Source organism: Pseudomonas sp. B21-053 (assembly GCF_026016365.1).
Classification (GTDB): Bacteria; Pseudomonadota; Gammaproteobacteria; order Pseudomonadales; family Pseudomonadaceae; genus Aquipseudomonas; species Aquipseudomonas nunensis.
The window spans coordinates 3,036,651-3,055,355 of sequence record NZ_CP087205.1 but is presented as its reverse complement, the minus strand read 5'-3'; the positions used below and the strand labels follow the sequence as shown (position 1 = coordinate 3,055,355).

Here is an 18,705-nt window from a genome sequence, read left to right as displayed (position 1 = left end):
AAGGCGGTGTGACAGTCAGCAAATATGTTGAATGTAATGGCCTCTTCGCGAGCAAGCCCGCTCCCACCGTTGTTTTGTGGTCGTTCACAAATACCCGGTTCAACCCTGATCCATTGTGGGAGCGAGCCTGCTCGCGAAGGCGGTTTAACAGTCAGCGAATATGTTGAATGTGACGGCCTCTTCGCGAGCAAGCCCGCTCCCACCGTTGTTTTGTGGTCGTTCACAAATGCCCGGCTCTGCCCTGATCCATTGTAGGAGCGAGGCTTGCCCGCGAAGGCGGTGTGGCAGTCAACGATGATGTTGAATGTGATGGCCTCTTCGCGGGTAAGCCTCGCTCCTACAGGGGTTTGGGGTGTTCACGAATTCCCGGTTTAACCCTGATCCATTGTGGGAGCGAGGCTTGCCCGCGAAGGCGGCTTAACAGTCAACAGAGATGTTGGATGGGACGGCCTCTTCGCGGGCAAGCCTCGCTCCTACAGGTTTTGTGCGATTGGCTATGCTTATGGCTCACACAAACATGACGAGGGATTTATGGACGATCCAGTCGACAACAAGCCGCCAACCTTGTGGCAGATGCTGCATAGCGTGGTTGCGGCGGCGTTCGGGGTGCAGAGCGGGAAGAATCGCGCTCGCGACTTCACGCACGGCAAGCCGAGTCATTTCGTGATTTTGGGGATTCTGTTCACCGCAGTCTTCGCGCTGTCGCTGTTCGGCATCGTGAAGCTGGTGCTGTTGCTGGCAGGGGTTTAGTGCATCAAGGTTTGCAGGTTGAACGGATAGCGGTAGGACGTTGGTCGCCCCTTGGCCGACAGGTGCCGGAAGTTCACCCCGAAATCCGGCGCATCGCCCATGGCCAGCATTCGCCTGGCCTGGGTCTTGTCGATCAGTTGCAATAACGGCAGCTGACGGTCACGGCCACCGTACTGATTCAAGTCCACGCCCTGATCGATATCGTGCAACTCCACCATCGCCCAGCCACCCAGGGTGAAATGTCCGCCCAACAACACGCTCAAGCGTCCATCAATAATCGCCTTCAACGCCGCAGGCGAGGTATTGAAAGCGCTGAACAACGCATCCACGCCCGGCCTCCTTCCTGTTTCGGCATACGCCTGCATGGCACCGAACGCCATCTCGTCATTGGCAGACCACACCAGCGACACCTGCGGGTAGCGCCGGAACAGCATTTTCGCCTGCTCATACGCGCGATCACGCGTCCAGCCGCTGTAGACCAGTTGCCGCAAGCGCACTTCCGGGTGCTCGGCCAAGGCGCGCAGCATGCCTTTCTCGCGCAGTTGCGCCGACGGCGTGATCTTCAGGCCGGAAAACGCCAGCAAATCGATGGATTGGCCTGGGGCCACTGGAGGATGCTGGCGGATCAGTTCCTTGAGCATCAGGTAGCCGCCCTCCTCATCGTTAGGCACCAGGCTGCCCAACCGGTCCGGGCGCTCACCCAGCAGGCTCAATTGATTGTCGGTCAGGGACGCATTGACCATGAACAGCTTTACGCCGCTGCCCTGGGCCAGGCGCAGAATTTGCGGGGCGACGTATTGTTCGTTGGCGAATACCAGATAGTCCGGGCGATCAGGCCCCTGCAACGCCGTGCGCGCCTGGGCAATCGTCAGTTCGGGCATGCGCTGGGAATAGAGAATCCGCAGGTCCATGCCCAAGTCCGTGGCCGCTGCCTGCATGAATTGCCCATAGCTGATCCAGAACGCTTCGTTAGTACTGCCCGGACTCAGGAACAGCACCGATGCCGCCTGGGCACAGGATCCGAAGACCGAGCCAAGCGTCAGCAACACACCACACAAATACTTCAACATTAATGGTCCGAGCCCCGGAAATTCGCCGCGCATTATAGCCAGCGAACGCCCGAAAAACGGGGTTTATTCCGGTTTTTGTCCGACAATCCGTCGGAACCGGGCCCGGACGGGTCGCTATTGGTGACTGACCCAGAAAACGGCGGTTCCTACGACCAGTATGATCAGGAACAAAATCGCCCAAGCGTCAACGGTACTGTCGCTTTTCCTTGCTTTGGTCGGGTTGCTCATTGCATCGCCTCTTGTCGGTTTTATCGGTGATTGCATAAAGACTCGACCACAGTAAAGACGACGATTGCCCTCACCACAAATAGGGGTTTATCAATAACGGTTCTCGTTAGTCGTTTTGGTTCTTTACATATACTCAAACATCACTTTTGCGCATAACTGCAAACTGGTATCTTGCCCCGGCTCCGTAGGGAGTGCGCGGCCGTGCGCGCAGAATTGCCGAGGCAGTATCGGAAACTTCAGCAAGCGAAAAACGCAACTGGAACCGACCGGCCCAAGCCTGAGAACAGGACTTATATGTACGTATACGACGAGTACGATCAGCGGATCATCGAGGACCGCGTCAAGCAGTTCCGTGATCAGACCCGACGCTATCTGGCAGGCGAGCTGAGCGAAGAAGAATTCCGCCCCCTGCGCCTGCAAAATGGCCTTTATATCCAGCGGTTCGCCCCGATGTTGCGGGTGGCGGTGCCTTACGGCCAACTGACTTCGCGCCAGACGCGAATGATGGCCAAGATTGCCCGCGACTACGACAAGGGCTACGCCCACATCAGTACCCGGCAGAACGTGCAGTTCAACTGGCCGGCGCTGGAAGACATTCCAGACATTCTTGCTGAACTGGCCACCGTGCAGATGCACGCGATCCAGACCAGCGGCAACTGCCTGCGCAACGTCACCACCGACCAGTTCGCCGGTGTCGCTGCCGACGAATTGATCGACCCGCGACCTTGGTGCGAAATCGTCCGTCAGTGGACGACCTTCCACCCGGAATTCGCTTACCTGCCGCGCAAATTCAAGATCGCCATCAACGGTTCGACTTCCGACCGTGCGGCCATCGAAGTCCATGACATTGGCCTTGAGCCAGTGCACAACGCCGCTGGCGAACTGGGTTTCCGTGTGCTGGTCGGTGGCGGCCTGGGCCGTACGCCGGTGGTGGGCGCGTTCATCAATGAGTTCCTGCCGTGGCAGGACCTGTTGAGCTACCTCGACGCCATCCTCCGGGTCTACAACCGCTATGGCCGTCGCGACAACAAGTACAAGGCGCGGATCAAGATCCTGGTCAAAGCCTTGACCCCTGAAGTCTTCGCGCAAAAAGTCGATGCGGAAATGGAACACCTTCGCGGTGGCCAGACCACGCTGACCGAAGCCGAAGTGCATCGCGTCGCCAAGCATTTCGTCGACCCGGACTACAAGGCCCTGGACAACCAGAGCGCCGAGTTGGCCGACCTCGACAAACAACACCCGGGTTTCGCCCGCTGGCGTACCCGCAACACCCTGGCCCACAAGAAGCCGGGTTATGTGGCGGTGACCCTGTCCCTGAAGCCGACCGGTGTTGCGCCGGGCGACATCACCGACAAGCAGCTCGACGCCGTGGCCGACCTGGCCGAGCGTTACAGCTTCGGTCAACTGCGCACCTCCCACGAGCAGAACATCATCCTGGCCGACGTTGAACAGTCCCAACTGTTCACGATGTGGGGCGAGTTGCGCGAGCAAGGTTTCGCCACGCCGAACATCGGCTTGCTGACCGACATCATCTGCTGCCCGGGCGGCGATTTCTGCTCCCTGGCCAACGCCAAGTCGATCCCGATCGCCGAATCGATCCAGCGTCGTTTCGACAACCTGGATTACCTGTTCGACATCGGTGAACTGGACCTGAACATCTCCGGTTGCATGAACGCTTGCGGTCACCACCACGTCGGCCATATCGGCATCCTCGGGGTGGACAAGAAAGGCGAAGAGTTCTACCAAGTGTCCCTGGGTGGCAGCGCCAGCCGTGACGCCAGCCTGGGCAAGATCCTCGGCCCGTCCTTCGCCCAGGAAGCCATGCCTGATGTGATCGAGAAGCTGATCAACGTGTACATCGAACAACGTCACGAAGACGAGCGCTTCATCGACACCTATCAGCGTATTGGTATCGACCTCTTCAAGGAGCGCGTCTATGCAGCGAATCATTAAGAACAACGAAGTCGTCGACGAAACCTGGCACTTGCTGCCCAAGGATTTCAACATCGACGAGATCAGCAACTGCGACGACTTGATCGTGCCGCTGTCGCTGTGGCGCGAACACGGCCGCATGCTCAAGGCCCGCGATGGTGGCCTGGGTGTGTGGCTGGACGCCGATGAAGAAGCCGAAGAAATCGGCGAAGACGTGGACAACTTCCAGGTCATCGCGCTGAATTTCCCGGCCTTCACCGATGGCCGCAACTACTCCAACGCCCGCCTGCTGCGTGACCGTTATGGTTTCAAAGGCGAACTGCGGGCGATTGGCGATGTGCTGCGCGACCAGTTGTTCTACCTGCGCCGTTGCGGGTTCGACGCCTTTGCGATTCGCGCCGACAAAGATCCGTACGAAGCCCTTGAAGGTCTCAAGGACTTCTCGGTGACGTACCAGGCCGCCACCGACGAACCGCTGCCGCTGTTCCGTCGCCGCTGATGGCTAAAAGGCCTTGGGTCCTGGCATTGCGCCGGGGCCCAAGGTTTTTTTTCGCCTGTCAGAAAGTCCGTGCTATTGGCCAGACGCCCGATACGTCGTGATGCTTTCTTCGAGCCCGGCCAGACCCGCAAACGGGTTGTTGGAGTTGATCGCCGGCCACTGCACTTCACGGAACAGATGCTGGCAAAGCGACGGTGACGACTCGAGTGTGTCGACCAAGTGCCAGACCCGCTGTTGCAACGGCGCGTAATCCACCAGGAAATCCGCCGTGCGCCGCAGCACCTCAAGGGTTTCAAACAGCCGCTCGCTCCCCGCCTCAGCCACCAGCCGCTGCCAGCGTTGAACCTGCAACGCGGCCTGCTCCGGTGCAAGCCCCACCAGCCAGGCATCAGGCTGCAAGACATCGCCGTTGGGCAAGCCCATCCACACGTTGATATCGGTTTGCTGGCGGTGGGTCACGACCCAGCGCAGGGTGTCCTCATCCGATAACGGGTTGCCCGCCAATAGCAAATTATCTGCGCCCACCGACTGTTTCCTGACCGTTGGCGGAATCCGCGTAATCAGGTTGTCGCGCAGGTCCAGACGCTGCAGATACGGGTGCTCGAGCACGCCCACCGGGCAATTCCGGATGCCCGTGGCGCGCAGGTACAAGCGCCGCAAGGCCGGCATCTGCAACACCACCGGCGGCACACCCAGCGGATTGTCACTGAGGTCGAGAGTTTCGAGACGGGTCAATTCGCCGAGCTTGCCGGCGGTTTGTTCAGTCAGCACCAAACCCGTCTCTTGAAGGTTCAAGTAGGTGAGCTGCGTCAGTTGGTTGATAACGTCAGGCAGGCTGGCGCGCACCCCAACGCCCGGAATGACGACACGCAGGTCGGTCCCTCCCAAGTCAAGCGTACGCAGATTGGGCAGACACTCCAGAAAACCTGACAGGCTTGCGGGCTGGGTCAAGACGAAATTCGCGGCCGACAGCGCCACGACGTCCGGCAACTTGACGCTCATGGCTGGCAGGCTATGCAGTTGTTCAAAGTCGAGATCCAGCCGAAAGCCCACGAACTGTCCCTCGAAATACACACGACTGCCGGTATTGCCGCGTCGCTGCCACAAAGCCTGCAGTTCATTGGCCAGTTCGACACGGGTGCGTCGCTCATACTCGATGGCCTCGTTGATCCGCCCGTCATTTTCCTCTTCGATCTCTTCGAGACTCAGCCCTTCGGCGTCCTCCTCGCCCGGTTCGAGCAAATCGATGTCCATATCCTCAGCATCGGTTTCGACCTGTTCGATCCAGTCCGCCAGGTCGATGCGCAATTGCTGCAATTGATCAGTGAGACTGGCCAGCCGGGCCTGAGCGCTGAGACCTGCGTCGTCAATCCATGTGTCGACCTCTTGCACGGTCATTTGCGGGTAAATTTCCTGGAGCTGCCACTTCACCAGATTCCTCGACAGCGCCTCACCTTGTGCGGTCGCCGGGTAGCCACCACCGCGCAACCCCACGCTGTCGAATGGCATCCCGGCGTCCATTCGGCGCAGCCCCACGACCAGTTCGGCACGGGGCAAGGCCGCCTCGCGAAGCTTCATTGTCAAGTCCAGTAACGCGCTGTCCGGGCGCAAGCCCAATGCCGATCGCTGCTCCGTTGGCAGCGCTTGCAGCAGCGCGGTGGGGAAATCTACGGTGTTGCCGGTGACTGGAGGATTAGCCTGATAACGCAAACCTTGCTTGATCAACTGGCGATAACGACCACCATCGCGAGGACCGATGCTGTCCAGTACACGGGCGTTCGTGGATGCACCGTCGAGAATTTCGATGCGCGTCTGAGGCGACCATCCCGGCAGCCGGCGCAGCGAGTGCAGCGCCAGCACGTCGCTGTCAGCCTGCTCCACTGATCGCAGGTACAAACCTTCGTAGGCACGAGTCAATCGGACATTCAGCGCGTATTGCTGCGCTTTGGCGCTCAATTCACTGAGTACACGTTTGGCGTCGGCCGGGGCATGAGCCACCTCGATGTCCACGCCCGCGCGGTCCAGAATCTGTTCGATGGCGTTTTTCGGCAACCCGGGATAATGCTGCTGGAACAGCTTCACCCAAGCATGCTCAGAGTGCTGTAGCGCGGCGTAGCGTTGCCTGAATAGCTCGGCTGCGTTTGACTCCTGCCGCACCTCCTGGTCAATCCGGAACCGCGCGAGGGTGTCCGCCAGGATCGGCGTCGGTGGGTGGCGACCCGCCTGCATCAGGGACAGCAGGTCATTGTCGATATCGCAGACATGCGCAATCTGGCCCAATACTTCATCGCTGAAGGAGGCTGCTTCGGGTCCGAGGCCGCGTAACAGGCGCAGGCGTTCGTTGACGGCGGCGCCTTCGCTGACCATTGCCGGCGCGGGTGCCTCGATCAACTCAGGCTCCCGGAGCGTAGTCGCCACTGCGTGTTCTTCGGTCTTGAGCGCCACGCCGGCCATCGCGACCGGCAAGGCATTGAGCAAACCGAATACCGTGCGAGTGACCCCGGCCGAACGTTCATCCGGCGTCAGGCCATCTACCGCTTGCGCCAGCCCATAACCCGCATCGATCAGCCCGGCGAGTGCCAGCAAGCCCTCGGCGCCGGGTACGAACAAGGCCAACGGGCCAAACTTCTCGATCCATTGCGCAACCGGCTCGACCACCGCACTCAAGTTGTCGCGATTGACCTGGGCATCGTCACGAATGCTTTCGATGCTGGCCTCGGCCGCTTGCTTCATGACCCGCACCCACTGGGCAAAGGGATCAGTTGCCGCCTCCGGCACATGCAGATCAATGTAATCACCCGCCGGCCAGTAACCATCGTTGTTGAAGAAGCCGTGGCCTTTTTTCAACTGGTATTGGCGAGGGTATGTGGCCATGCCTTCAAGCGCCGTCAGCACACCGGCGTGAAAAGTACCGTCCTCGCGATCGTCCTCGGCAAAATGCGCCGCCAGCGCCTGGCGCTTGCTGGCATCACGACCGTTATCGACCAGCCATGCGCGCAAGGCGTGAAGATCGGCAAACTCGTGGAACGGTGAAGAGTTTCCCGGTACGTACAGCACAACGCGGCCACTGGCCTTGTCCTTGAAACTCCAGATATCGCTGGAGGTGTAGCGATAGATCATCAGGCGTGTCGCTTCGACCGACGGGGGAATCGGCGCCTGCACTTGCAGTTGCGCCACCGTCAGTTGCGCCCAGGTTTGTCGAGGATCAAGTCCGGCGGCGCGCAGTGCCAGGCTCAACCCGGCCTCGCTCACGCTGTTCTCCTGGCGTTGCAGCCAGGCCGCCATGACAAATGCCGTCTTCACTCCGGTACGTAACGGATAGGCCGCCGACGCCAGGATCGTCTCGTCGCCGGGCCAGACATCAAGCACGTACGCGGCATACAGGTCCTTGAATTCGAGCTCCCATACCCATTGCTTGAACTCCGCCGGTTGCAGGGCCAGTTGCGTGTCCGGGCCGTAGCGCTGTGGTTTGGATTTGCGGTAGAGACCTTCGTAATCGCGAAAGCCGCCGCCGGGGTTGATCGACTCGTCGATCTCGACGATCCGCACCTGCGGACCCACTGCCGGCGGCGTGTACAGACCAAAAGCGGTCTCGCCAAAACGGCCGGCGCCCACCGTCTGATAGTTATTCAGCAGGACCTGAACCAGACTTTGCGAAGTCCGGACCTTGGCCAAATGAACATCGCCGACGGCCGGGTAACCGTAGAAATCGTAATTGAGGTCCACCAGCAGCGCGCTTGAGGACACTTCGCCCCAACGCTGGTGGATCAGCTTCGCCGCGTACTGGGCAGCGGTCATGGGCAAGACCGCGTCCAGCCCGAGATGGGAGATCATCTCGGTAGCCTTGCCTGAATCTTCGAATGCGTTCATGTGCAATCCTTGCCGTGATCGGGTTCCGTGTTTTGTCTGCGCCGTTCTCAGCGTCCCGCAGTCGCCGGCAGTACCAGTTCGGGATGGCGTGCCAGGGCTTGCGAGGTCAATTGCCTGAACAACGTCGAGCGTTCATTCCTGTAATTGGTGACGATGCCGTCCATGCTCTGATTGAACTGCTCTCGGGTGTAATGCAATTGGCCGTCAAGTTGAGTGAAGGCGAGCGCACTGCGGATGGCCAATTCATCGAATTGCTCGCGATGGGTGCTTTCCAGGTATTCGGTCCAGAACTCCTGGGCCGAGATCCAGTCGAGCAATTGCGTCGTGTGCTCTGCCGCTACTACCTTGGTGTAAGCCCAATCAAGAGTGGGCGGAATCACGTCGACACTCAGGCGGTTATTCAGCTCTCGCGGCTGGGCGGGCAGGTTCAGGCGCTCGGCCAGGCCAACGCGGAACGCCAGGCTGACTTCCATGGCCTGTTGGTCCGACAGCGGGCCAGTACTTCGGCGTGAAAGGATGTTGTTGAGGGCCAACCGCTCGACTTCCTGCAACCGGAACAAGCCGCGCAACAGCTGGGCCAGTTGACCTTCCAGGGCGTTTACCCCGGATCTGGCGGCGATCATGGCCCGGTAGCACAGCACCCGCACATGCAGGTCGCTGAACAACAGGGAAATCCCGTCGGCACTGCTGCGACCGGTGCTGGCCATGCGAAATAGCGCGCGCCGCAGGGCATCGTCTTCAGCCGCCGCCGAGACCACGTCCCACACCCGCAGGCTCAACGAGCGGTAGACCATCCGGAAATCGGCGGTATAGCGCAATTGCGCCAATAACGAAAAAAACGGTGCGCCCTCCGGATACGCCAACAGTGCACCCCACATGACGCGTTTTGGCACCGCTTCCTGGGCGGTTACGCCTGTCAGCCAGGTCGCGCTCATGCTCATGTCCGCCACGGCTTCGACCAGGCCCTGCGAGCGACCTGACAGCAGCAGCCCCATACTGATTTGCGCGGTGAGTTGATAAGACAAAACCCGTTGTTGTGTCGAGGGGCTCAATGGATTACCACCAATGTCCGTGCCCCTGTTCAACCGACCGGCAGCTGCAAACACGTCTTCGGGGATCTGGGTGATGCGATTGTCACGCAGGTCCAGCACCTGCAACCCGGAAAGCCCGGTGGCGCCCACCGGCCATTCACTGATGCCCGTATTGCCTAACTCCAGCCGCTCGAGTCGGGTCATTCGGGCGACATTGGGGGTCAGGGCCAAGGTCGGGTTATTACTCAGGTTCAGGATTTTGAGCTCGGTCAACCCGGCCAGTTGATCAGCGGAATCGCTGGTCAGTCGTATCTGGTTGTCGCTCAGGTTCAGGGATTCAAGCCGGGGCATGTCGCCGATGGCCAGGGCAAACCGGGTCAGCTCATTACCAACCAGTGACAGGTGTCGCAGCTGTTTGAAATTGTGCAAAAAGCTGTTCATCCCGGTGCTGGCGCCCATACGGTCCATGACCAGAGAGCCAACGTGGCTGAAATCACCGGCAATGATCGGCAAGTCCCCGACCTGCAGCGCAGGGAACGATAGCTCATGAAGACGACCGTCGAGCGTGAGCCGGCTAGGGGTTTCCTTGCGCCAGCAACGGATTATTTCCCGGCTGATCCTGGATTTGGCCAGCATCGACACTTTGACCCGGGGCCCATCGCCCTGCTGGTACCAGGTCTCGCGGCGTATCCAGCCCTGCAAGATCTCGACGATCGTCAGGAATTCGAGCCTGAGGCTCTCCAGTTTTCTGGCGACCAGCACCTCGACCGGCCCCAACCCTGTCAGGAACAGATCGATCCGTTCCGGTGAATGGGTGGGATACAGCTCTTGGGCACGCTGGACCAACGCGGCGGACTTGACCGGTGTCGTGAGGTCCTCAGCGAGCTGCATGCCGGAACCCGTCCCCAGCAAGGGATCGGCCAGGCGCATGGGTGACACATACCCCGTGCGGCTGAAGGCGATGCCCAGGACCTGGCCAGCCATCGCTTGGCGCTCCAGCGCCAGTGCCGTGATCTTTTCGCGCAACGCCAACGCACCGGCCTCCCCCGTCACGCCCAGTGCTTTGCGGCGAGGTGTCGTCAACCCTTCCCAGAGCGCCTGGAAATAATGTTCGCGAGTGCGCCCCGGCAGATTGCTGCGCAAGCCGTAATTCTCGTTCAGCGCTTCATATCGATCAGGAAAAGCATTGATTATCAGTTTTTGTGTGGCGTCGGCAGAGCCCAGGCTGGCGAACTCTTCGGTGTAGAACGACCACTCCAACAGTTGAAGATAAATATCGCCTTTCCAGCCCGGCATATTCTTCAAGGTATTGAACACCAACCGGTCGGTGTCGATACCTCCGGCCGCGTTCAGGTACAGCCCCTCGTAGGCCCGGCTGATACGCACCACCTGTTGGAAGCGACGGGCTTCTTCGGCAAGGCGCAACGGGACTTTACCGTCATCCAGTTCGTTCCATTCACTGTCCTCGGCGTAATGGACCAACTCATCGAGCACGCTGATCGGCAGGTCGGGAAACTGATTGCGCAGAGGTGTAGCGCGGTTTTCGTGCACAGAGACAACGCGCTGGTAAATCCAGCCGAACAACTCCAATCGCTTGCGATCAGCCTGCTCCGCCAGCACGTGCAACAGCGCCTTGATCTGTTCGGCGGGCACCTTGCTCGTTGTGCCCAGCAGGCTTTCCCGTTCGGCGTCGCTCAGGCCGGCCAGGAGACTGGTGTAGAACTGCCCTTCCTTCAACTGCGCCAGTGTCAGGGTGACGGTTTTCGCCGTTGCCTTGGCATCGACATGAGTAAACGCCTCAAACGTTCGGCCTTCGACATCGACTACTTTGAGCCCTGCCTGCAACGGCCAATTCTTCAGGGTCATCAACAACCGCATCTGTAAATCGGCATCGGCCAAGGGCTCGATGGTTGCGCCCTGCAACTGCTCGATAAACCGGCTCACGGATTGATCGGTGGCAAAGCGGCGAACGGTATCGACCAACATTGCTGGCGGGTTCATGCGATCAATCAGCACCCGGCGCAAAACCCGCTCATCGACCCCACTCACCGCCAGAATTTGCAGCGCCGTGGGGTCGGGAATGTCCTGCTCCGAATAGCCCATTCGCCGGAACAGCTTCAATCGATCCCACGCTTGAGGCAGCTCGGAATCGTGGCGCCAGGCCCCTGCGTCGTTGGTTTCGAGTCGCGGATAATAGGTTTCCCGGATCGCCGGACTCTGCACTTCCCACAGGCCGCTGTCAGCCTGCTGGCGAACGGCATAGACATGTTTGTCTACGACCAGGTAGGCCTGATCGTTGATCCAGCGCAGCCCCTTTTTATCGGGTTTGAGCCAGGCCGGCAACGTCATGTCCTGTCGGTAAGGCACCAGGCTCGGCTTCCACAAACGCTCCTCGTCACTGGATAACCTGACCCGGCGCAAGCTTTCGACAAAGCTCGAGCCCCGGACCTTCAGGAACGTGACTTTCGCCGTCACCACCCCTGCGGTCAGTGCCGCCATGATAATGAGGTTTTCCAGGGTGTCGAAGAAGTAATCCGTGGCCAGCTCCTCCTCGCCGGCGGCCCAGCTCTCGACGCCGTGGTAAACCCCAAGTAACAACTGGGCCGCAGCCACCACCATGAATAGCTCGCCCACCACCGGGATGAATGAAGCGGCGAACAAAGCAATATTGAGTCCCAACTCTTCGTAACCTTCCAGCCGTGCAATGCGGGTTTTTTCGTCTTCATCGCCGGTCGGCACCACCAGTTGCCGTGCATCGGCCAGCACCCTGACCATGTGCTGGCGGTAAAGCTCAGAGAAAAAATCGATACCGGTCGCGACAGCCGTCACGGGTATGAAGCCCGTGTGGGATGGCAGTATCCAGTTCGCGGTGGCCCCCAGCAGACGCAGTTTCAGCATGTCCTCAAAGCCGACCCGATCCACGAGAGTAACCAACCCCTTGGCAAAGGACGCGAAAGCCTCGGTACGCAGTCGATCACTCAGGCCGAGCTCAAATCGCCTGTAAGTCGGGTATTCCTTCAATGGCTGGTTTGGGTCACCGGGCAAATACAGCACGCAGGGATTGTCGGCATAGGCGCCATCACTGACTGTTACGATCAACATCGCGCCGTGCAGTGAGTGCTCCAACAGATCCAGGCGTTTGAAGGCGACGGTGTGATTGTCGAGTTTGATCGACGCCTGGCTTTGCACAAGTTCTCCAAGCATCTGGAAAACCTTCTCGCCAATGTGTTTCTGCATCAGCGCCGTGTGCCGATCAACGTCGAGTTGCCGCCGGGCGTGAGTCGAATACGTTTTCTGTACCTCGCCGGTGCTGACATAAGGCTGAAAAACACTGTCGAGGTGCGTCTGGTATTGCTTGCCCAAGTCCAGCTGGCGACACAGTTGTGCAAACTCATGGGGCTGGATATCCAGCACTTTGTTGGCTCTTCCGTTGACACGCTTCGGCTGATAGATCAGTGATTTTTCATGATAATTACTGGCAAGCGTTTCACTCTCCTCAAAGTTCTCACACGCAGCGACTAACAAATCCCTATCGATAGGCAACACGAGTTTTTTATTAAGTCCCAGAAAACTGGAAGTGGAGCGTATATGCTGAAAAACAATACCGTTTATATCCAGAGGCTCGCCCAGCTTATCGGACATGGCCTTGGCCAATAATGGAGCACAGAATTTTTCCGGACTTTTCAATCCGCCGATGGCCTTGATGACATCGGCACGGGAGTGATGACTGGCGACGAGGGCAGCGTGCAGGCCTTTGCGCCTTTGCAGGGTGTCTTCCAGCAGCCATGCAGGGAGCTTTTTACGCTTGAAGAAATCGAAGAAAACGCCTTGCTCTTCGGGCGTCATATCCTGGGTTGTTGTAGTAACTGGCGTTGAAGACATAGTCAGCGATCCTTGCGACTCATAAGAATCACCAGTCTATCGCTCGGTACTTCAATAAAAAGCGCTAATAACCGATTGGAACTTGCACAAACAAATCAACAACTCGAATTTAAACAATACATATGTACCACCTGCCAACTTCATATTTATGCCGTAAAACAATCACCCACAAAAAAGCCCGGCCACCGAAGTGGCCGGGCTCATGCAAGGATTACCAGAAACGTTGTTGGGTCAGGCGACTCCACCAGCTCAGCAGCACGCGGTCGATGGAACCGCTGGCTGCTAGGCCCACGCGCTCCTGCAGGCTTTTGCGTTCGGCGTAGTGCAGGTGGTACAGCTCGGCACCCTTGGCGCGTTCGGAGAGGTATTCGTCGCTGGTCTTCAGTTCGTCCACCAGTTGTTTGTCCAGCGCCGCCACGCCGAGCCAGACTTCACCGGTGGCCACTTCATTAATGGCCAGTTGCGGGCGATAGCGGGCGACGAAGTTCTTGAACAGCGCGTGGGTGATGTCCAGGTCTTCCTGGAACTTCTCCCGGCCTTTCTCGGTGTTTTCGCCAAACACGGTCAGGGTGCGCTTGTACTCACCAGCGGTCAGCACTTCGAAGTCGATGTCGTGCTTTTTCAGCAGGCGGTTGACGTTCGGCAACTGCGCCACCACGCCGATCGAACCGAGGATTGCAAACGGCGCGCTGATGATCTTCTCACCGATGCACGCCATCATGTAGCCGCCGCTGGCGGCGACCTTGTCGATGCACACGGTCAGCGGCACACCGGCGTCGCGGATGCGTGCCAGTTGCGATGACGCCAGACCATAGCTGTGAACCATGCCACCGCCGCTTTCCAGGCGCAGGACCACTTCGTCCTTGGGCGTGGCGAGGGTCAGCAGTGCAGTGATCTCGTGGCGCAGGCTTTCAGTGGCCGACGCCTTGATGTCGCCATCGAAATCCAGCACGAATACCCGGGCCTTGGCTTCGGGTTTCTTCTTCTGTTTCTTCTCGGTTTTGGACTGAGACTTGCGCAGGGCCTTGAGCTGATCCTTGTCGAGCAGCGATTGCTCCAGGCGTTCGCGCAGCCCTTTGTAGAAATCATTGAGTTTGCTGACCTGCAACTGACCGGCCGACTTGCGCCGACCTTTGCTGCGCAATGCCGCGAAACTGGCCAGGACCACCAGAATGGCGATCACCAGGGTCACGGTCTTGGCCAGAAAACTGGCGTACTCGGCAAAAAACTCCACACAGGACTCCTCTAATACTGATGCGCTGCTGAAACACTCGCGCGCGATGGCTCCAGCATACCCATGCCCCGCCTTTGGGGCCAGCCATGAAACCTCTGGAAACAGGCCTGTAACGAGCATTTCAAACAAGCGTATGTTTTTCATTGACAGCTCACGGTCATCCTCATAACCTCGCCAAACCTTCAACGTACCGGGACGACGCGGACGTGGGCAGCATCTACTTGATTCGACATGGCCAGGCCTCCTTTGGTGCAGACGACTATGACGTCCTGTCGCCGACTGGTGTACGCCAGGCAGAAATCCTCGGCCAGCACCTGGCCGGGCTGGGTGTCAGCTTCGATCGCTGCCTGTCGGGGGACTTGCGCCGCCAGCAACATACGGCCAACAGCGCGCTGGAACAGTACGCCGCCACGGGCTTGCCAGTGCCGACCCTGGAAATCGATTCTGCCTTCAACGAATTCGACGCCGACGCGGTGATCCGCGCCCTGCTCCCGGCCATGCTGGAAGACGAGCCGGAAGCTCTCGATATCCTGCGCAACGCCGCGCAAAACCGCGCCGAGTTCCAGCGCATCTTCGCCCTGATCATCGAGCGCTGGCTGGCCGGCACCTACGACACGCCCGGGCTGGAAAGTTGGCTGGGCTTTGTCGAACGTGTGCAGGCCGGTCTGCATCGCATTCTGGAACAGGCCGACAACACGCAGAAAATCGCCGTGTTCACTTCCGGCGGCACCATCACCGCCCTGCTCCACCTCATTACGCAAATGCCTGCGCGGCAGGCCTTTGAGCTCAACTGGCAAATCGTCAACACCTCGCTCAACCAACTGAAGTTTCGTGGTCGCGAGGTGGCTCTGGCTTCCTTCAACAGTCATGCACACCTGCAACTGCTGAAGGCCCCGGAACTCATCACGTTTCGCTGAGTCCGGACTATTGTGACCCTGGCTGTAATCCCCAGCACTTATTAACCAAGAAAGGATCGAACCATGACCTCCGTAGCTGATGCCGTACAAGCAATGAAAGCCAAGTTCAACCCAGCCGCCGCTGCCGGTCTGGACCTGGTATTCGGTTTCCGCATCGACGACACCAAGAACTTCTCGCTGATCGTCAAAGACAGCACCTGCGAGCTCAAAGAAGGCGAGAACCCGGACGCCCAGGTCACTCTGGTGATGGACGGCGAAACCCTGGAAGGCATCGTCGACGGTTCGACCGACGGCATGCAGGCGTTCATGGGCGGCAAATTGCGCGCTGAAGGCGACATGATGCTGGCGATGAAACTGTCCGAGCTGTTCCCTTCGTAAGATGACGGCTCCCTGCTTCGGGGAGCCTCTCTGGCTGCACACGAATCCCGCCCCTTGTGGCGGGATTCGTCGTTTCTGCGTAGGAGCTGCCGAAGGCTGCGATCTTTTGATCTTGATCTTTTCGGTGCCGATGAAGATCACAAACAAGGTCAAAAGATCGCAGCCTTCGGCAGCTCCTACAAAGGCAACCTACTCAACGCGTGCCGGCGTCGTCCATGTCTTCGAAGATTTTGGTGTGCTCTTCTTCCAGCGCATCGACGCTGTTGACCTCGGTCACATCACCGTCATAACGCAGTTCACCTTCATCGCCTTCGAGTCTGAGGCTGATGACAAACCTGCGATAACTCACTTGCAGATACAGGTTGTAAAGATCCGCCGGCTTATCCGGGGCCAGGAAAACGCTGGATTCGTAACGCACACGTCGAGTCAGCACCGGCCATGTGTCCCAGATCTGCTGAGTATTCACTTCAGGCTGAACATCTTTCAGCGCCTCAAGGGTTTCCTGGACCAGGAATACGTTGTCCTTGGCCTTGAAAACAAACGGCTCCCTGCGCGTCATGATGTACGGATTGATCCCGCCGTCGAGCTCCTGCGGCACGTACATGCCACTTCGAAACCATTTCGTGGCATCGAACCTCGGCCCAACAGGACCTGTTTCGCGAGACGTCATCATCACCTGGTCAGGAAGGCTGCTGCTCTGCCCGGCGTAGAGGTAAGTCCCGCCCAGACCGACGGCAATCAGTGCCGCGATCAAGATACCTTTCGGCTTACTGAGTTTAATCATCGTCTACATCCTTGTTTGGGCGGGCGGGGAATCTAACCGATCTGCCCTTGAGTTAAAACAGGCCGGCCATGGATTTGCCGTCTATATTCCTTCTGGCCGCATGCGTCAGACATCGGCTGTTCAATCCCTGTTTTTTTATGAAGAACTGAGCGGAGAAGACTGCCATGAGCCCACCTGACGAGCACGACGGATTCAACCGCCGCCGCGTACTGCAAGGCCTTTCGGCAGGCGCCGTCGGTGCCTGGGTCAGCCCACTTTTCGCAGGGAGTAAAACCATGCCCGATGCCCCGGCAGATCTGATTCTGTACAACGGACGCTTGCACACCGTTGACCGCAAGAAGCCCCAGGCCAGCGCGGTGGCGATCAAGGACGGACGCTTCGTGGTGGTGGGCAGCGACGCCCAGGCCATGGCCCTGCAAGGCCCCGGCACGCAGATCATCGACCTGCACGGACGCACGGTGATTCCTGGCCTCAACGACTCGCACCTGCACCTGATTCGCGGCGGCCTGAATTACAACCTCGAACTGCGCTGGGAAGGCGTGCCGTCACTGGTCGATGCGTTGCGCATGCTCAAGGACCAGGCGGACCGCACACCAACGCCACAATGGGTCCGCGTAGTGGGTGGCTGGAACGAATTCCAGTTTGCCGAAAAACGCCTGCCGACGATTGAAGAACTGAACAAGGCAGCACCGGATACGCCGGTGTTCGTGCTGCACCTCTACGACCGTGCCCTGCTCAACCGCGCCGCGCTGAAAGTGGTCGGCTATACCCGCGACACACCGAACCCGCCGGGTGGCGAGATCGTTCGTGACGCGAATGGTGACCCGACCGGCATGCTGATCGCGCGCCCGAACGCGATGATCCTCTACTCGACCCTGGCCAAGGGGCCGAAGCTGCCGCTGGAATATCAGGTCAACTCGACCCGCCAGTTCATGCGCGAACTCAATCGCCTCGGCCTGACCAGCGCCATCGATGCCGGTGGCGGCTATCAGAACTACCCGGACGACTATCAAGTCATCCAGCAACTGGCCAGAGACCAGCAACTCACGGTGCGCATCGCCTACAACCTGTTCACCCAAAAACCCAAGGAAGAACTGACCGACTTCAAGAACTGGACCAGCACCTCGCATTACGGTCAGGGCGACGATTTCCTGCGGCACAACGGCGCCGGGGAAATGCTGGTGTTTTCGGCGGCGGATTTCGAAGACTTCCTCGAACCGCGCCCCGACTTGCCGCAAACCATGGAGCAGGAGCTGGAACCGGTGGTCCGTCACCTCGTCGAGCAGCGCTGGCCGTTCCGCCTGCACGCCACGTACAACGAATCCATCGGCCGCATGCTCGACGTGTTCGAGAAGGTCAACCGCGACATTCCGTTCGATGGCTTGCCATGGTTTTTCGATCATGCCGAAACCATCACCCCGCAGAACATCGAACGGGTCAAAGCCTTGGGTGGCGGCATTGCGATTCAGGACCGGATGGCGTTCCAGGGTGAATACTTCGTCGACCGCTACGGCGCCAAAGCCGCCGAACACACACCGCCGATCGCGCGCATGTTGGCCGAAGGCATCCCGGTCGGCGCCGGCACCGACGCCACGCGCGTGTCCAGCTACAACCCATGGACCTCAATGTACTGGCTGGTCAGCGGTCGCACCGTTGGCGGCCTGGAGTTGTACCCGCAAGGCCTGAGCCGCGACACCGCGCTGGAATTGTTCACCCACGGCAGCGCCTGGTTCTCGTCCGAGCAAGGCAAGAAAGGCCAGATCAAGGTCGGGCAACTGGCGGACTTGATTGCGCTGTCGGCGGACTACTTTCACATCGAGGACGAAGCGATCAAGTGGATCGAATCGGTGCTGACCATCGTCGATGGCAAAATCGTCTACGGCAACGCCGAGTTTGAAAAACTCTCACCGCCGCCAATTCCGGTAGTGCCCGAGTGGTCGCCGGTCGCCAAGGTGCCGGGGCACTGGCAACCGTTGGCGCCGCTGACCGCTCAGGTTCACCAGTGTGTCGGCGCGTGTGCGGTGCATGCCCATAGCCACCAACGCGCGCGGCTGTCGTCGGCGCCGGTCAGTGACTTCCAGGGATTCTGGGGCGCGTTTGGCTGCTCGTGTTTCGCGTTCTAACCACCGA

At 59.2% G+C, this 18,705-nt stretch carries 11 protein-coding genes; 6 read left to right on the top strand and 5 right to left on the bottom strand.

The features are described 5' to 3' along the window. The first annotated feature begins 531 nt into the window (after nucleotides 1-531). A complete protein-coding gene (locus LOY68_RS14010) occupies nucleotides 532-750 on the top strand; it encodes a DUF2970 domain-containing protein (RefSeq protein WP_054055132.1) in 219 nt (72 codons plus the stop codon). Here the strand turns inward: LOY68_RS14010 and LOY68_RS14005 are convergent. Beyond that, on the bottom strand, nucleotides 747-1,820 hold the full coding sequence (locus LOY68_RS14005; protein WP_265045289.1) for an ABC transporter substrate-binding protein: 1,074 nt from the start codon (nucleotides 1,818-1,820) through the stop codon (nucleotides 747-749). The two genes, LOY68_RS14010 and LOY68_RS14005, sit on opposite strands and share 4 nt — an antisense overlap. A gap of 522 nt (nucleotides 1,821-2,342) precedes the next feature. Here LOY68_RS14005 and LOY68_RS14000 point away from each other — a divergent pair. Continuing rightward, nucleotides 2,343-4,001 carry a nitrite/sulfite reductase gene (locus LOY68_RS14000; protein WP_265045287.1) on the top strand — a complete coding sequence of 553 codons (1,659 nt, stop codon included), beginning with the start codon at nucleotides 2,343-2,345 and terminating at the stop codon, nucleotides 3,999-4,001. After that, the gene (locus LOY68_RS13995) at nucleotides 3,985-4,479 is read left to right on the top strand and encodes a DUF934 domain-containing protein (protein ID WP_054055126.1); all 495 of its coding nucleotides are present in this window, start codon (nucleotides 3,985-3,987) and stop codon (nucleotides 4,477-4,479) included. Before LOY68_RS14000 ends, LOY68_RS13995 begins: the two co-directional genes overlap by 17 nt. A gap of 72 nt (nucleotides 4,480-4,551) precedes the next feature. Here LOY68_RS13995 and LOY68_RS13990 read toward each other — a convergent pair whose 3' ends face one another. From LOY68_RS13990 to sohB, 3 genes are all read right to left on the bottom strand, one after another. Beyond that, a complete protein-coding gene (locus tag LOY68_RS13990) occupies nucleotides 4,552-8,349 on the bottom strand; it encodes a dermonecrotic toxin domain-containing protein (RefSeq protein ID WP_265045285.1) in 3,798 nt (1,265 codons plus the stop codon). Between the two features lie 47 nt (nucleotides 8,350-8,396). Further along, nucleotides 8,397-13,226, bottom strand: a complete 4,830-nt coding sequence (locus tag LOY68_RS13985) for a dermonecrotic toxin domain-containing protein (RefSeq protein ID WP_320110098.1) — start codon at nucleotides 13,224-13,226, stop codon at nucleotides 8,397-8,399. 247 nt (nucleotides 13,227-13,473) lie between these two features. Beyond that, the gene (gene sohB / locus LOY68_RS13980) at nucleotides 13,474-14,496 is read right to left on the bottom strand and encodes a protease SohB (RefSeq protein ID WP_054615030.1); all 1,023 of its coding nucleotides are present in this window, start codon (nucleotides 14,494-14,496) and stop codon (nucleotides 13,474-13,476) included. 206 nt (nucleotides 14,497-14,702) lie between these two features. On the opposite strand from sohB, the gene LOY68_RS13975 reads away from it, so the two are divergent. Continuing rightward, entirely contained in the window at nucleotides 14,703-15,413 is a 711-nt protein-coding gene (locus LOY68_RS13975) for a histidine phosphatase family protein (protein ID WP_265045282.1), read from the top strand. Nucleotides 15,414-15,476: 63 nt separating this feature from the next. Continuing rightward, nucleotides 15,477-15,791, top strand: coding sequence for an SCP2 sterol-binding domain-containing protein (locus LOY68_RS13970; RefSeq protein WP_019690779.1), 315 nt, complete (start codon nucleotides 15,477-15,479; stop codon nucleotides 15,789-15,791). 193 nt (nucleotides 15,792-15,984) lie between these two features. Here the strand turns inward: LOY68_RS13970 and LOY68_RS13965 are convergent, their stop codons facing one another. Next, nucleotides 15,985-16,575 carry a hypothetical protein gene (locus LOY68_RS13965; protein ID WP_265045278.1) on the bottom strand — a complete coding sequence of 197 codons (591 nt, stop codon included), beginning with the start codon at nucleotides 16,573-16,575 and terminating at the stop codon, nucleotides 15,985-15,987. A gap of 275 nt (nucleotides 16,576-16,850) precedes the next feature. On the opposite strand from LOY68_RS13965, the gene LOY68_RS13960 reads away from it, so the two are divergent. Then, a complete protein-coding gene (locus LOY68_RS13960) occupies nucleotides 16,851-18,698 on the top strand; it encodes an amidohydrolase (RefSeq protein WP_265045780.1) in 1,848 nt (615 codons plus the stop codon). Nucleotides 18,699-18,705 lie beyond the last annotated feature (7 nt).